Annotated in this window: 16 protein-coding genes; 13 read left to right on the forward strand and 3 right to left on the reverse strand. The window is 66.3% G+C overall.

Features of this window, described 5'->3' with window-relative positions; translation table 11 throughout:
- The first annotated feature begins 310 nt into the window (after positions 1 to 310).
- From B5520_RS05075 to B5520_RS05105, 7 genes are all read left to right on the forward strand, one after another.
- Entirely contained in the window at positions 311 to 985 is a 675-nt protein-coding gene (locus tag B5520_RS05075) for a haloacid dehalogenase type II (RefSeq protein WP_079595997.1), read from the forward strand.
- Positions 986 to 1,012: 27 nt separating this feature from the next.
- Positions 1,013 to 2,290, forward strand: a complete 1,278-nt coding sequence (locus B5520_RS05080) for an NAD(P)/FAD-dependent oxidoreductase (protein WP_079595998.1) — start codon at positions 1,013 to 1,015, stop codon at positions 2,288 to 2,290.
- Between the two features lie 15 nt (positions 2,291 to 2,305).
- A complete protein-coding gene (locus tag B5520_RS05085; protein ID WP_079595999.1) occupies positions 2,306 to 3,841 on the forward strand; it encodes an aldehyde dehydrogenase family protein in 1,536 nt (511 codons plus the stop codon).
- Positions 3,838 to 4,914: a tartrate dehydrogenase gene (locus tag B5520_RS05090; RefSeq protein WP_079596000.1), complete on the forward strand. Its 1,077-nt coding sequence runs from the start codon at positions 3,838 to 3,840 to the stop codon at positions 4,912 to 4,914. Before B5520_RS05085 ends, B5520_RS05090 begins: the two co-directional genes overlap by 4 nt.
- Entirely contained in the window at positions 4,911 to 5,915 is a 1,005-nt protein-coding gene (locus tag B5520_RS05095) for a D-2-hydroxyacid dehydrogenase (RefSeq protein ID WP_079596001.1), read from the forward strand. The genes B5520_RS05090 and B5520_RS05095 overlap by 4 nt, the downstream gene beginning before the upstream one ends.
- Before the next feature lie 57 nt (positions 5,916 to 5,972).
- On the forward strand, positions 5,973 to 6,917 hold the full coding sequence (locus tag B5520_RS05100; RefSeq protein ID WP_176156789.1) for a 5'-3' exonuclease: 945 nt from the start codon (positions 5,973 to 5,975) through the stop codon (positions 6,915 to 6,917).
- A 157-nt stretch (positions 6,918 to 7,074) separates the two neighbouring features.
- Complete coding sequence (locus B5520_RS05105; protein WP_079596003.1) at positions 7,075 to 7,590, forward strand: flavin reductase family protein; 516 nt, start codon at positions 7,075 to 7,077, stop codon at positions 7,588 to 7,590.
- A gap of 93 nt (positions 7,591 to 7,683) precedes the next feature.
- Here the strand turns inward: B5520_RS05105 and B5520_RS05110 are convergent, their stop codons facing one another.
- Positions 7,684 to 8,097, reverse strand: coding sequence for a CBS domain-containing protein (locus tag B5520_RS05110; RefSeq protein ID WP_079596004.1), 414 nt, complete (start codon positions 8,095 to 8,097; stop codon positions 7,684 to 7,686).
- Positions 8,098 to 8,365: 268 nt separating this feature from the next.
- On the opposite strand from B5520_RS05110, the gene B5520_RS05115 reads away from it, so the two are divergent.
- The 4 genes from B5520_RS05115 (at position 8,366) to B5520_RS22700 (ending at position 12,300) form a co-directional block, all read left to right on the forward strand.
- A complete protein-coding gene (locus B5520_RS05115; RefSeq protein WP_079596005.1) occupies positions 8,366 to 8,671 on the forward strand; it encodes a hypothetical protein in 306 nt (101 codons plus the stop codon).
- Positions 8,661 to 9,263, forward strand: a complete 603-nt coding sequence (locus tag B5520_RS05120; protein WP_079596391.1) for a hypothetical protein — start codon at positions 8,661 to 8,663, stop codon at positions 9,261 to 9,263. Before B5520_RS05115 ends, B5520_RS05120 begins: the two co-directional genes overlap by 11 nt.
- Before the next feature lie 94 nt (positions 9,264 to 9,357).
- Positions 9,358 to 12,003 carry an ATP-dependent helicase HrpB gene (gene hrpB, locus B5520_RS05125; protein ID WP_254865475.1) on the forward strand — a complete coding sequence of 882 codons (2,646 nt, stop codon included), beginning with the start codon at positions 9,358 to 9,360 and terminating at the stop codon, positions 12,001 to 12,003.
- A 153-nt stretch (positions 12,004 to 12,156) separates the two neighbouring features.
- Positions 12,157 to 12,300 carry a hypothetical protein gene (locus B5520_RS22700; protein WP_176156790.1) on the forward strand — a complete coding sequence of 48 codons (144 nt, stop codon included), beginning with the start codon at positions 12,157 to 12,159 and terminating at the stop codon, positions 12,298 to 12,300.
- A 24-nt stretch (positions 12,301 to 12,324) separates the two neighbouring features.
- On the opposite strand, the gene B5520_RS05130 is transcribed toward B5520_RS22700, so the two are convergent.
- On the reverse strand, positions 12,325 to 13,002 hold the full coding sequence (locus tag B5520_RS05130) for an alpha/beta hydrolase family protein (protein ID WP_079596007.1): 678 nt from the start codon (positions 13,000 to 13,002) through the stop codon (positions 12,325 to 12,327).
- 69 nt (positions 13,003 to 13,071) lie between these two features.
- Between B5520_RS05130 and ligD the strand changes: the two genes are divergently transcribed.
- Positions 13,072 to 14,094: a non-homologous end-joining DNA ligase gene (ligD, locus tag B5520_RS05135; RefSeq protein WP_079596392.1), complete on the forward strand. Its 1,023-nt coding sequence runs from the start codon at positions 13,072 to 13,074 to the stop codon at positions 14,092 to 14,094.
- A 25-nt stretch (positions 14,095 to 14,119) separates the two neighbouring features.
- On the opposite strand, the gene B5520_RS05140 is transcribed toward ligD, so the two are convergent.
- Complete coding sequence (locus B5520_RS05140; RefSeq protein ID WP_079596008.1) at positions 14,120 to 14,740, reverse strand: L-threonylcarbamoyladenylate synthase; 621 nt, start codon at positions 14,738 to 14,740, stop codon at positions 14,120 to 14,122.
- 121 nt (positions 14,741 to 14,861) lie between these two features.
- Here B5520_RS05140 and B5520_RS05145 point away from each other — a divergent pair, with 121 nt between their 5' ends.
- Positions 14,862 to 15,296, forward strand: coding sequence for a VOC family protein (locus tag B5520_RS05145; protein WP_079596009.1), 435 nt, complete (start codon positions 14,862 to 14,864; stop codon positions 15,294 to 15,296).
- The last annotated feature ends 22 nt before the right edge of the window (positions 15,297 to 15,318 follow it).

The raw sequence follows: 15,318 nt of genomic DNA on the forward strand, positions 1-15,318 counted from the left end.
GTTCGGTTGTGCTTCCTGCTTTATGCGGAATGTGATCCTGATCTCGTTCCGCATCCAAGAGCAATGCAACTCCTGAAATCGCCGATTGTCAACAATTGACGATAATAAAGTTGATGTACCCCACTGGTTCAGGCGAAAGGCGCTCGGACTGCCTGAACTGTTGACAATCTACAATCCCGCAGCCTAGAGTCGAAGCCAAGCGGGCAGAAGAGGTTTCCGGCACCGGAAGACATCCCGCAGCCCGCACACATCACGAATCGGGCCAGGAACAGCGCGGTTCACGTGCAAGACCCCAAGGAACGGACGAATCATGGCAGACACGAACCTCCGGCCGAAGTACATCTCTTTTGATGTGTACGGCACGCTCATCAACTTCGACATTGATCCCACCACCCGTCGGCTGCTCGATGGTCGCATTTCTGAAGAGCAGTGGCCTGCCTTCAAGAAGCAGTTCCGCGGGTACCGGTTCGACGAGGTCCTTGGCGACTTCAAGCCCTACGAGCAGATCCTCCAGGATTCCTTTGACCGCGTGTGCAGGCGCTGGGGCATTGGGCCCACTGAAGGTGCCGGCGCAGAATTCGCCGAGGCTGTACGGGGCTGGGTTGCCCACGAAGACGTGCCGGCCCCGCTGAAGCTTATGGGCGACAACTACAAGCTTGTGGCTCTGTCCAACGCCGACGACAGCTTCCTGGACATCAGCATTCCCAAGCTCGGCGCTGACTTCCACGCCGTGCTGACCGCTGAGCAGGCCCAGGCCTACAAGCCGCGCTACCAGGCTTTCGAGTACATGCTCGATACCCTGAACGCCACGCCGGAGGACTTCCTGCACATCTCCTCGCACACCCGCTACGACATGCACCCGATGCACGACATGGGCTTCCGTAACCTCTGGATGCTGGACCGTGGCTATGACCCCATCGGCCCGGGCTACGGCCTCAACACCGCCAAGTCCCTGGACGAGATCAACAAGCACCTCGGTCTCTAGACCGACGTCGAGGCGAAAGGCTACACCGTGAAACTCATTCCTTACTGGCTGGACACAGCCAAAGCATCCGGAGACTACCGGCAGACCCCGGTACCCGAAAATGTCGATGTGGCCATCATCGGCGCAGGATTTACGGGGCTGTCCGCGGCCCTGGAATTTGCCAAGCAAGGCGCAAGCGTCGCCGTTTTCGAACGGCACACCGTGGGATGGGGCGCATCCGGACGCAACGGGGGAATGGCGACCACCGGGTTGGCCATCGGTTTCAGCACCGCAGTCAAGCGCTATGGGGGTGCCCGGGCAGTCGAGATGTTCCATGAATACAACGACGCCATCGACAGCATCGAGAAGCTGGTGCACGACAATGGCATTGACTGCGACTACAAGCGGTTTGGAAAGCTCTCGCTGGCGTTCCATAAGTCCCACTACGAGGGGATGCTCAAGTCTCAGGAACTGCTGGCGGGCCTGGCGGACCACCATGTCACGGTCATCCCTAAATCCGAAATCCACAGCGAAATCGGCACCGACTTCTACCAGGGAGCCATGCTTGACCCCCTCGGAGCAGGTCTGCATGTGGGAAAGTTCGTCCACGGTCTCGCGGGGGCGGCCGCGACCGCCGGGGCGGACATCTGCGAGAACTCCGCCGTGACCGAGCTGAAGAAGGTCTCCGGCACCGTGCACGACGTTCATACCACCCGGGGCATCACCAGGGCGAAGCAGGTCCTGGTCGCCACCAGCGGCTACACGGGCAACATCACGCCATGGCTGCAGCGCCGCGTGATCCCGGTAGGCAGCTTCATCATCGTCACCGACCCGCTGCCCGAAGACGTGGTCAACCGGATCCTGCCGAACCGGCGGCAGGCCTCGGACAGCAAGATGCTGACCTACTACTTCCGGATCACCCCGGACAACCGGCTGCTCTTCGGCGGCCGGGCCCGCTTTGCACTTTCCAGCCCTGACTCGGATGTCAAGAGCGCCGAAATCCTGCGCAAGGCCATGCTCGAACTCTTCCCGTACCTCTCGAACGCGAAAGTGGACTACATTTGGGGCGGCCTGGTGGACCTCTCCATGGACCAGATGGTGCACGCGGGCCAGCATGACGGCCTCTTCTATTCCCTCTGCTACAGCGGACACGGAGTACAGATGGCCGCCCACATGGGGAAGCGGATGGCCCATTACATGGCCGGAGACAAGTCCGCGAACGTCTGGGAAGACCTGAAGAATCCGCCAGTGCCGGGCCACTTCGGCCCACCCTGGTTCCTGCCCTTCATCGGCGCAGCCGCCAAAATCATCGACCGCGTCAAGTAACAGACAAGGGATCACATGTCGCCATCAACAATCCTCGATGAAGCGCGCCCGGAAACAGGGGACGGCCGGTCAGAATTTGCCAACCTTCCCGGCGGCGCCTTCCTCGAGGGCCAGTGGCAAACCTCCGGCCTGGAACTGGAGGTGCGCGACCCCCAGGACGGCCTCCTGCTGGGGCGGGTGTGCACCTCCACGCCCCAGGACGTCCGGCGTGCAATCGGATACATCCACCATCATCTGCACGCCGGAGAGTGGCCGCTGCACGCCCGGCGGGAGGCGCTGGAAAGGGCGGTGCAGCTGCTGGGAGAGCAGGCCGAGCGGTTTGCCAACATCATCGCGGCAGAGAGCAGCAAGACCATCACCGAGGCCGAGCGTGAGGTGCGCCGCTGCATCGAAACGCTGCGGCTCTCCGCAGCAGCGTCCAGCACCCTTGCCGGGGAAACCCTGGGGTTTGATGACAGCACCTCCGGCGGCAACAGGATCGGCTGGTTCAGCCGCAAGCCGGTTGGCATTGTCGCAGCAATCACCCCGTTCAATGATCCGCTGAACCTGGTGGCACACAAGCTGGGCCCGGCACTGATTGGAGGCAACGGCGTCGTGCTTAAACCTTCCACGCGGACTCCCTTGACGGGGCTTGCCCTGGTCCGCTTGCTGCTCGAAGCGGGCGTCCCGCCGGGCCGGGTTGCGGTGATCGTTACCGGTCCGGGAGTGTCCGAAGCCCTGATCACCGACCCGCGGGTGGACCTGATTTCCTTCACCGGCGGCCCGGAAACCGCTGAGCGCATTGCAGCGGCGGCGGGAGCGAAAAAGATCCTGTCCGAGCTGGGCGGGAACAACGCCACCATTGTTTGCGCAGATGCCAACCTTGAAAAGGCCGCCGCGGCGGTGGTCGCAGGGGCGTTCGGAGTGGCGGGGCAGAACTGCCTGTCCGTGCAGCGTGTCTATGTGCACACCTCCCTGTTTGACCAGGTCCTGGAGCAGGTCACGGCGCGCACCAGGGCACTGAGGACAGGGCCAAAGCTTGACCGGACCACCGACGTCGGCCCGCTGATATCCAAGGCGGAGGCCCGCCGGGTGGAGGAATGGGTGGAAGAAGCCAGGAACGCCGGCGCCACCGTGCATGTGGGCGGCCGCCGCCGCGGCACCTTTTTCGAGCCCACCGTGCTGACTGACGTGCCGTCCCGGTGCAGGGTCATCAGCGACGAAGTGTTCGGGCCGGTGGTGACCCTCCTGCCGTTCATCGAGGTTTCGGACGCCATCTACGCGGCCAACGACACCGAATACGGCCTGCAGGCAGGGGTGTTTACCCAATCCATCGACCTTGCCCTGGCCATCGCCGATCGGCTGCACGTGGGAGCGGTGGTCATCAACGAGACCAGCGACGTCCGTATTGATTCCATGCCGTTTGGCGGGTTCAAGAAGTCCGGCGTTGGCCGTGAAGGCGTGCGCCACGCCGTGCATGAGATGACCGAGCCCAAGAACACCATCATCAACCTCACAGAGCCGGGACCGGGCTGGCAACAGCTTGGCGGGCCGACAGAACGGACAGCATGAGCACGCACAGCATCGCCGTCATTGCCGGTGACGGCATCGGCAAAGAAGTGGTTCCGGCAGCCATCACCTGCCTCGAGCAGATCGCCGCGATCCACGGGCTGCACCTGGAGTTCACCCACTTCGACTGGGGATCGGACTACTACCTGCGGCACGGCAGGATGATGCCGCAGCACGGGCTCGAACAGTTGGCCTCGCATGACGCGGTATTCCTGGGAGCGGTGGGCTCCCCGGGTGTTCCGGACACGGAATCATTGTGGGGACTGCTGATCCCGATCCGCCGGGAGTTCCAGCAGTACATCAACCTCCGTCCGGTCAAAACGCTCGACGGCGTGGCGTCACCGCTTGCTTCTGACAAGCCGATCGACATCCTGATCGTGCGGGAGAACAACGAGGGGGAGTACTCCGAGGTGGGCGGCCGCATGTATCGTGGCCTGCCGCACGAGACCGCTGTCCAGGAAACCATCTTCACCCGCCTGGGAGTTTCCCGTGCTGCCCACTTCGCCGCGGGGCTTGCGGCTTCGCGCACGGGCAGGCTGACCTCGGCAACCAAGAGCAACGGGATCATCCACACCATGCCGTTCTGGGACGAGGTGGTGGCCGAAACGGTCCGGGACTATCCAGGCGTGAGCGTGACGCATGAGCTGGTGGATGCGCTGGCCGCGCATCTGGTCCTCAAGCCGTGGACGCTGGATGTCATTGTGGCCTCGAACCTGCTGGGCGACATCCTCTCCGACCTGGGCAGTTCCGTGACGGGGTCCATCGGCCTGGCACCCAGCGCGAACCTCAACCCCGAGGGTGACTTTCCGTCCCTGTTCGAACCGGTCCACGGGTCGGCCCCGGACATTGCCGGGAAGGGCCTCGCCAATCCGGTGGGCCAGATATGGTCCGGGGCCATGATGCTCGAACACCTGGGCCACCCGGAGGCGGCCGCCCACCTGCAGTCCGCGTTCGAATCCGCCCTGCGCGACGGGCACGGCACCCGGGACGTCGGGGGCACCTCCTCCACCGCCGAATTCACCGCCGCTGTCCTGGCCGCCATCGACGCCCTCGCCCAGGCGGAACCGGCACTGTGAAGAGGCTGCTTCGCGAGCGGCGCCCTGTCGTTGCTGCCCTCTATCGGGAAGGGCCTCCGCCCTTCCTTGCCGAGATTGAGGACCTTGCCGAGGTCCGGCTGGCTAAAGCCGACGGACTGGCCAAGGCACTGGATGGCGCGGACGTGCTCTACCAGTGGCACTCCTTCTCACCCGCCCTGAAGGAAAACTGGGCCGCCGCGGCATCGCTGAAGTGGGTTCACGTCTCCGCCGCCGGCGTCAGCCAGTTGCTCTTCGACGAACTCATCCGCAGCGGCATCACGTACACGAATTCCCGGGGCGTGCTCAGCCGCGCGATCGCCGAATTCGCCCTCGGCTTCGTGCTGGACATGGCCAAGGACGCCCCCGGTTCATTCCGGCTCCAGCAGCAGCAACGCTGGCAGCACCGGACCAGCCGCAAGATCCAGGGCCAGTCCGCCCTCGTGGTGGGCACCGGATCCATCGGCCGGGAAATTGCCCGGCTTTTCGGTGCCGTCGGCATGGCTGTGGACGGGGCCGGCCGTGCGGAACGGCCCGGGGACGGTGACTTCGGCCGCATCCATTCCTCTGCAGAACTGGCTCGCACGGTACAGGGGTACGACTATGTGGTCCTCGCAGCGCCACTGACCGACCGGACGCGGGGCATGGTCAACCACGACGTCCTGGCCGCGATGAAACCCGACGCCAGGTTGATCAACGTCGGGCGCGGCGAGCTGGTCCACACCCAAGCACTCACGGAAGCCCTGGCGTCCGGGTCCATCGCCGGAGCCGCCCTGGACGTCGTGCACCCCGAACCCTTGCCGGAAGGACACCCGCTGTGGGGGATGGACAACGTCATCATCACCCCGCACATGAGCGGCGACACCGAGGACTACCTCGATGACCTCGGCAAACTCTTCGTGGACAACCTGGTCAGGTACCGGAACGGCGACCCCCTCCACAACATCGTGGACAAAAGCCTCGGCTTCGTCCCCACGCCCGAGCCGTCCCCGCCCGGCGGTTAGCCCGCCGAAACCGGACCACGCGTAGCCGGACTGCGCAACGGCATGTCAGGATCAGGTATGCCCCACCGCCTGATGCTGCTCGACACTGCGTCCTTGTACTTCCGCGCCTTCTACGGCATGCCCGACACCATCCGCCGCCCGGACGGGATTCCTGTCAATGCAGTGCGGGGCCTGCTGGATATGATCGCCAGGCTCACCACTGACTACCATGCCACCCATCTGGTGGCGTGCTGGGATGATGACTGGCGTCCGCAGTGGCGGGTGGACCTCCTCCCCACCTACAAGTCGCACCGCGTGGCCGAGGCAGTCACGGACGCGCCGGACGTCGAAGTGGTTCCGGACGCGCTGGAGGCGCAGCTCCCCATGATCCGCCGAACGCTGGAGCTCGCGGGCATCGCCGTGGTGGGCGCCGCCGAGCACGAGGCCGACGACGTCGTGGGCACCTACGCGAGCCAGGCGGACTTGCCCGTCGACGTTGTCACCGGTGACCGGGACCTCTTCCAGGTGTGCGACGACGGCCGCCAGGTCCGGGTGATCTACACCGCCCGCGGCATGCGCAACCTCGAAGTGATGACCGAAGAGACCGTGGTGCGGAAGTACCGGGTGCTGCCCCAGCAGTATGCCGATTACGCCACCCTGCGCGGCGACGCTTCGGACGGGCTTCCGGGCGTCGCCGGGATCGGGGAGAAGACGGCGGCGTCCCTGCTCCTGAAGTACGGCACCCTGGAAGGGCTGCTGGAAGCGGCCGACGACGACGGCAGCGGATTGGCCGGCCCGGTGCGGGCCAAACTCGCCGCCGCCGCCGACTACCTGAAAGTAGCCCCCGCCGTCGTCCGTTTGGTGCGGAACCTGGAGCTGCCCACCCTGGAGGAAGCCGGCGCGCAGCTGCGCCCCGTCACCGGTGATGCCCGCGCCGAACTTGAGCGGCTTGCCGTCGAATGGAACCTGGGCGGCTCGGTTACCAGGCTCCTTGCAGCGCTCGACTTCAGGGGACAGGCGTAAAACGGCGACATCTGGCCTGATTCGGACGGGACGCATGACGTTCTGTGTATCGGAATTACCGTGCGTTTCGGCGCGAGTCGGTGCATTGCGAAGCCGGTTGCCAGGGCGTATGGCGGATGGTTTGGTGAGGTAACGATCCACAGGAGAGGCCATTCCCATGACAGCCACATCAGATCTTGCTCACCGGCGGCTCCGGGACGTCTTTGGAAGTTTTGCCACCGGACTGACCGTGATTACCAGCGCCACGAAGGACGGGCCGGCCGGGTTCACGTGCCAGTCCTTCGCATCCCTTTCCCTGGATCCGGCCCTGGTGACCTTCAGCCCGGCCCGGACGTCGAGCACCTGGCCCGCGCTGCGGAAAGCAGGTTCCTTTACGGTCAATATTCTTCCGGCAGAGCACCAGCACCTGGCCGGTCAGTTCGCCCGTTCAGGCTCGGATAAATTCGCGGGGGTGGGCTACACGCCTTCTCCACTGGGCAATCCAATCCTGGACGACGCCCTCGCCTGGATTGACTGCGAACTCCATGCGGAATACGACGGCGGCGACCATACCATCGTGGTGGGGGCAGTCCGGCACCTGAGTGCCCGCCAGGACGCAGAACCGCTCCTGTTTTTCAAAGGCCGCTATGCAGCATTGACGCCGGCGAAAAGCCTCCTCGAGGCTGCCGGCTGACGCCAGCCGCAAAAGCTGAAAAGTCGCAGACAAAAGGAGGCTGCCATATCCGCGGGGGATATGGCAGCCTCCTTTTGTCTGCGACCCGGAAATTCAGTAGGAAATGAAGGCGACGAGTTCGCCCACGCGATCCTCGGGGTAGTTCTTGGCGATATCGGCCTGGCTCAGGACACCCACCAGGTTGTGCCCGTCAATGACAGGAAGTCGGCGCACCTGATGGTCCTGCATGGTGCGGATGGCTTCTTCAATGGAATCGTCGGCCCCAATGGTTACCGGCTTGCCTTCACCCAGTTCACCCGCCTTGACGCTCCGCGGGTCGCCGCCTTCGGCCAGGCACTTAACCACGATGTCGCGGTCCGTCACCATGCCCTTGAGCCGGTTGTCTTCACCGCAGATGGGAAGCGAACCGACGTCAAGTTCCTTCATTTTCCGGGCGGCTGCTTCCAGGGTTTCGTTTTCACCGATGCACTCCGCGCCACCGGTCATGATTTCCCGTGCCGTTGTCATGATGGCCTCCTTCATGAATGCCGTGCCGTGTCTCTTTTGCCTGCTCAGATGGCTCTTCGGAACCCTGCCGGTACATGACGGCTCCGGAGAGCTGGCCGATAAAAAAATGCTAAGCCTACTGACTATTGATGTCCAGAGCGGTGGCTCCGCACCCCTGGTGGTGTCCGGCTGGCCGCTCTTACCTTGTTGCATCCGCGGGACCAAGTAGTAAGCTTGCTGAGCATTACTGGTAAGCATGCTGATTAACCGGATGAGGGAAGCAGGGGTAATGGGCACAGTATTCGGTGTTGCCTGGTCGCTGATGCTGACGGCCGGCGGAGCCGCCGTGGCTGCAGGCGCGCCCTTCGGCGCTGCCGGACTGGGCGGTCAGTACCTGGCCGGCCATGTCCTCCTTGGGGTGGGCATCGGCCACCTGCTGGCGATGGTGGTGCGGTTTGCCGTCCGCCGGATCATGAAAGGTGCCCGCACCCGCCCCGTTGCGGTCCAGGCACCGGAAGCCCGCATGGCCAGCGTGACAGTCCTGCCTGCCAGGCCTGCCTCCGTCCCGCCGCTCCGTGGCCGGCATGCCGCCTGAGGCGCCGGGATCCACGGGATCCGGCCCTGCCCGGCAAACGGCGGTCCGGCCAACGGCGGCGCGGCGGGTCCTGACAGCCATCGCGGCACTGGCAGTTGCGGGTGCCGTGGCGGCGATTGTGGTTGCCGGGGTGATGGGTTTCCGGCTGTCCGACTCTGACGAAGCCACCCTCCGCGGCTTCCAGATCCGGGTTCTGAGTATCAGCCAGGCAGCAGCGGAAAACAGGATGGACGGAGCCCTGGCGGCACTCCAGGCGCTGGAGAAGGACCTGGACGCCGCCGCACGCGATGGCCGGATTTCGGCTCCGCGCCTGCTCGGAATTGAAACAGCCCTGGCGGCAGTCCGCACGGAAATAGCCAGCCAGTTGGCGGCCCCGTCACCGGCCCCTGCATCCGGCACGGCCGGGCTGGCTGGACCTTCCGCGGCAGCACCGGCCAGCCCCACTGTGCCCCAGACGCAGCCGGTCCAGCCGGTGCCCGGAGAGCAGGCCGTGGCGCCCCAACCGGTGCCTGTTCCGGCGGGCCAGGAGGCGGCGCTTCCGGAAGCAGCCAAGGATGCCAAGGGGAAAGGCAAGGGCCAAGGCAAGCCCTGACCAGGCGGGCAGTCACTCCGCTGCCCGGCCGCCCTCAGTGAGGGAAGGGGCGCGGAACCCGCGCAAGGGGAAGGGGGCCGGGCAGAATGGACGGGTGACTTCATCAAACCTGCGCGGCCGGCGCTACACCGCGAAAGCCTTCGACCTCGGTGCCATCGGTGCCGGCCTGGCCTTCGCAGGTTCCCTTCCGGACCTGGAGGAGGCCCTGGACACCGGGCCGGCCGCGGGCTCGGCGGTGGTGCAGGCGCCGCCCGGCACCGGGAAAACAACACTCGTCCCGCCGCTGCTCGCGAACCTCGTCTCCGGCACGGGCAGGGTTGTGGTCACCCAGCCGCGGCGGGTGGCGGCACGTTCCGCTGCCCGGCGGCTCTCCGCCCTGGACGCCAGCCGGCTTGGCGGCCGCGTGGGCTACACCGTGCGCGGCGAACGGCAGGCGGGTTCCGATACCCTCGTCGAGTTCGTGACGCCCGGCATCCTCCTGCGCCGCCTGCTGGCCGATCCCGGCCTTGACGGCGTTGCCGCCGTCGTCCTGGACGAAGTCCACGAGCGCGGCCTGGAGACGGACCTGCTGATCGGCATGCTCGCCGAAGTCCGCCAGCTGCGCAGCGACCTCACCGTCGTGGCCATGTCGGCAACCCTCGATGCTCCCCGCTTCGCCGCCCTGCTGGGGGACCCCGACGGCGGTCCCGCGGCTCCCGTCGTCGACTGCCCGTCCGTGCTCCATCCGTTGGATGTCCAGTGGGAACCTGCCCCGGGCCCGCGGCTGGACACCAGGGGAGTGGCCCGCAGCTTCCTGGACCACCTCGTGGAAACAGCGGCACGCGCCTACGCCCGCGCCCTGGCCGGGGACGGCTCCGTGGATGCCCTGGTTTTTGTCCCCGGCGCCCGCGAAGTCTCGCAGGTGGCAGCAGGCCTCCGCGGCCGGTTGGAGGAAGGCATCGATGTGCTCGAGCTGCATGGCCAGGTAGGTGCCGCGGAGCAGGACCGCGCAGTGTCCGGACGGCGGCCGGGGGACAATGCCCGGATTATCGTTTCAACCGATCTGGCGGAGTCCTCGCTGACCGTCCCGGGCGTCCGGCTGGTCATCGATTCCGGGCTAACCCGGGAGCCGCGGCGGGATGCCGGCCGTGGCATGAGCGGCCTGGTAACGGTCTCCTGCTCCCGGGCATCGGCGGATCAACGCGCAGGCCGGGCGGCCCGCCAAGGTCCGGGCACCGTGGTCCGCTGCTACACGCAGCAGGCGTATGGGGCAGCGCCGGCCCATGTCACGCCCGAAATCAAGGTGGCGGACCTGACCGGCGCAGCATTGACGCTGGCATGCTGGGGATCGCCGGGTGGCGAAGGGCTTGCCCTGCCGGACATGCCGCCGCGGCAAACCTTGGATGACGCCGTCGAGATCCTCAGGGAACTGGGTGCCGTGTCAGCAGACGGCCACGCCACCGCTACGGGGCGCACCCTCGGCGGAATTCCTGCCGATCCGAGGCTTGCCCGCGCCCTGCTGGACGGCGCGGCAACCATCGGTGCCCGGGCGGCGGCAGAGGTGGTGGCCGCAGTTGCCGGAGACCACCGTGCTCCCGGCGCTGACCTTCCGCGGCTGTTGTCCCAGCTTCGTGGCGATTCCGGGCCGGCGGGCCGGCGCTGGGCGGACGAGTCAAAGCGGTTGCGGGCCCTGGCCCGGGAAGCGGGCAACCCCGCATCCCCTGGAGTTCCCACCTCTGCAGTTGCCACCCTCGGCGCGGCCGGCACCGAGGCGGTGGGTGCCGTCGTCGCCCTGGCCTTTCCGGACCGGGTGGCCCGGCTCGTGCCCGGTGACGGGCCTGCACGGTACCTGCTGTCGTCCGGGACGCGTGCCGGCCTGCCGGCGGGAAGCAGCCTGTCCGGGTACGAATGGCTGGCCGTGGCCGAAGTGTCGCGGGCGGAGGGCAGGGACTCGGCCGGCACCGGCGCCGTCATCCGGACGGCTGCGCCGCTCAACGCCGAGCTCGCCCAGGCAGCCGCCTCGCACCTCCTGGCGGAAACGGTCGAGGCGCAGTTCGTCCAGGGACGTGTTACGGCACGGAAAGTCCGGCGCCTGGGTGCGATCGTGCTCGCGGACACCCCTGTCCGTCCCTCACCGGCCGAAGGCAAGGCGGCCGTGGCCGGAGCCCTGCACAAGGAGGGCCTTGCCGTCCTGGAATGGTCGACGGCGGCCGACGCCTTGCGCCGCCGTCTTGCCTTCCTGCACCGGGAGCTGGGCGGACCGTGGCCCGACGTCTCGGACGCCGCCCTCCTGCTGCGCCTGGACGACTGGCTGGGTCCGGAACTTGAAAGCCTTGCGGCGGGAGGCGCGGTCGCGGCGTTGGACCTCACCCAGCCGCTGCGGCGCCTGCTGCCCTGGCCGGAGGCCGGACGGCTGGATGAGCTGGCCCCGGAATGGCTGGAGGTTCCCAGCGGCTCACGGATCAGGATCGACTACCCTCATCACGACGACGACACCGCGCCGCCTGTGGTAGCCGTCAAGCTGCAGGAATGCTTCGGCCTGGCCGATTCGCCCCGGCTGGTGAACGGCACGGTTCCGGTCCTGTTCCACCTGCTGTCCCCGGCCCGGCGCCCGCTGGCCGTGACCGGTGACCTCACGTCCTTTTGGTCCGGTCCCTATGCGCAGGTCCGGGCAGAGATGCGCGGCCGTTATCCCAAGCACCCGTGGCCGGAGGATCCCTGGACTGCCCCGGCCACAGCACGGGCCAAGCAGCGCAGCTAGGGTCCTTCCGGGCGCATGCCACCGGTCTCCGGCGGCTGCGTGAGAACTCCGATACACAGCTGAAACGTCGCGTCGACGTGCTGAAACATGCCTTGGCTACGCTCGGTGGTACGTGGACAGCGTGGTCCATACCCCACATGGAAGGACATACCGATGTTTCTCTTTAACCTTTTGCTCGACGGCCGGCGCAGTGACGACAACCGGTCCTACAACGGCGGCAGCGGGAAGAACGACTTTCCCGAAGGCCGGCTCACCTCCGCAGCGTGGGAGGGCTGGTGGCACGAGGAAGCAGCGTAACCGGATGGAGCCGGGCGGGCGTGCCTAGCGGGCGAACCGGATAAAGTCGGCCACCGGAGCGGCCAGCGAGGCCCCGATCTCACCCGCCGGCCGTTTCGCACCTGCGACGGCGAAGGAATGGTCGCCGCCGTCCATCCACTGCAGTACCGCGGACGGCCCTATGCGTGACACAACGTCCTGCAGGATTTCCGGCGTGGCAAACGTGTCGCGGGTGCCCTGCAGGAACAACATCGGCGTGGTCATCCCGTAGAGGTGTTCGTCCCGCAGTTTCTCCGGCTTTCCGGGCGGGTGCAGCGGGTACCCGAGGTAGATCAGACCCGCAGCAGCCATCCCTTCGGAGACTGCCATGGACGCCATCCGGCCGCCGAATGATTTGCCTGCCGCCCACAGGGGGCCGGAGTCCCCGTGGGTTGCTGCGCGTTCCGCAGCAGCTGCCATCGCCGCATTCCAGGTGGCAATTGCGGCCGGCGGGCGGTCCGGGAACCGCCGCCCGGCTTCACGGTAGGGGAAGTTGAAGCGCAGCGTTGCCAAGCCCAAGGAGTTCAGTGCGTCCGTGAACCCGCGCAGGAAGGGGTGCTCCATTCCAGCGCCGGCACCGTGGGCGACCACCACCGTGGCCCAGGGATCGTCCGGGCGGGCATAAGCGGCGGAGACGGTGACCTCGCCAACGGCAAGCGGAAAGTCTGTTTCTTCGGCGGGCATGTCTCCATCATGCCGCAGGGACGTCCGGAAATGTGCCGGCATCCGGACGGCGGGGTGTACGTTGTCCCCATGGCGAGCGAACAGACAAAAATCACGGTTCCGGGCCCCCACGGCGAGCGCGAGATGCGCATTTCCAGCCCCAGCAGGGTCCTGTGGCCGGACCTCGGCCTCACCAAGCTGGATCTGGTCCAGTACCTTTGCGATGTGGGCGAGGCGTTCATTGCCGCGAACGGTGACCGGCCCGTGGCGCTGCAGAGGTACTCGGACAACGTGGACGGCGAGCAGTTCTTCTCAAAGAACCCGCCCAAGGGGACCCCTGAATTCATGCGCTCAGTGAAAGTGGTCTTCCCGAGCGCCCGTTCGCATCCCATGCTCGTCCTGGATGAACCGGCAGCCGCCGTGTGGGCCGCACAGATGAACACCGTGGTGTTCCATCCGTGGCCGTCCCGGGCCGGAAACCCGGATAATCCGGACCAGCTGCGGATCGACCTGGACCCGCAGCCCGGGACGGATTTTGATGATGCGGTTCCCGCGGCCCTGGTGCTGAAGGAGGTCCTGGCCGAGGCCGGACTCGAGTGCTTCATCAAGACCTCGGGAAACCGCGGCCTCCACGTCTACGCGCCCATCGAGCCCACCCGGGAATTCCTGGATGTCCGGCACGCCGTGATTGCCGCCGCCCGGGAGGTGGAGCGGCGGATGCCGGAGAAGGTGACCACCGCCTGGTGGAAGGAAGAGCGTGGCCAGCGGATTTTCCTCGACTTCAACCAGGCCAACCGGGACCGCACCATCGCCGGCGCCTACAGTCCCCGGGCTTTGCCGCACGCCCCGGTGTCCTGCCCCATCACGTGGGATGAGCTGGAGAACGCCGATCCCAAGAACTTCACCATCCTGACCGTCCCCGAAAGGCTCCGGACCACCGGGGACCCCTGGGCCGGCTTCCACAAGAATCCGGGCAGCATTGACACCCTGCTCGAGTGGTGGGAGCGGGACAGCAAAGCAGGCCTGGGTGAGCTGCCGTTTCCGCCGGACTACCCCAAAATGCCGGGGGAACCGCCGCGGGTCCAGCCCAGCCGGGCAAAGAAGCAGGACTGACCGGACGCCGGGGCCCCGCCGAAACCTATTCGAAGCGGGAGGGGTCGCCGGCGCCCTGCCGGACCACCTCGGCCACGCCGCTGGAAAAGTCCACCACCGTGGTGGGCTCCGCGCCGCAGTCGCCGGCATCGATCACGGCGTCCACCTGGTGGTCCAGCCGTTCCTTGATGTCCCACCCCTGGGTCAGCGGGTCTTCCTCGTCGGGCAGCAGCAGGGTGCTGGACAACAGGGGTTCGCCGAGCTCGGCCAGCAATGCCGAAACCACCCGGTTGTCCGGGATCCTGACGCCAACGGTCTTTTTCTTCGGATGCAGCAGGCGCTTGGGGACTTCCCGGGTGGCCGGAAGAATGAATGTGTAACTTCCGGGCGTGACCGACTTGATGCTGCGGAATACTTCATTGCCGATGTTCACGAACTGGCCCAGCTGGGCGAAGTCCCGGCACACCAGGGTGAAGTGGTGCTTGTCATCCAGCCGGCGGATGCTCCTGATCCGGTCCAGGGCATCCTTGTTCCCCAGCTGCGCGCCCAGCGCATAGCAGGAGTCCGTGGGGTAGGCGATCAGCCCGCCGTCGAGCAGGATGCGGACCGCCTGGGCAATTGCCCGGGGCTGGGGGTCCTGGGGATGAACGTCGAAATATCTGGCCATGCCCCCGAGCCTACGTTCCGAAGGTGCCAACCCGCACGTCAAAACCCCCTACCAGCGCGCCCTTCTTTGGGGCAGGATGTTGTCTGGTCCATGTCAGTCCCCACAGCAAGGAGAACAAGCCATGCCAACTGTCCTCAATCCCTACCTCAGCTTCCGGGACAACGCCCGCGAGGCGATGAACTTCTACCAGTCAGTGTTCGGCGGGGAACTGCGGGTCAGCACCTTCGGGGAGTACCAGGCCAGCGAGGATCCTGCGGAAGCGGACAAGATCATGCACGGCATGCTGACCACCCCGCAGGGCCTGGTCCTGATGGGGGCCGACACCCCCAATGGCATGGAGTACAGCCAGGGTTCGGCCATCTCCATCTCCCTCAGCGGCGAGGACGAGGCAGAACTCCGCGGCTATTACGACAAGCTGAGCGGCGACGGCGGGTCGGTCACGGTTCCGTTGGAAAAGTCCCCCTGGGGTGACATCTTCGGAATGTGCACGGACCGCTATGGCGTTGCCTGGCTGGTCAACGTCAACGCTGCGCAGGGCACCACGGGCGCGCCCTGATCCTGCCGGACGCGCCCGATTG

The organism is Arthrobacter sp. P2b, from assembly GCF_900168295.1.
GTDB lineage: Bacteria > Actinomycetota > Actinomycetes > Actinomycetales > Micrococcaceae > Arthrobacter.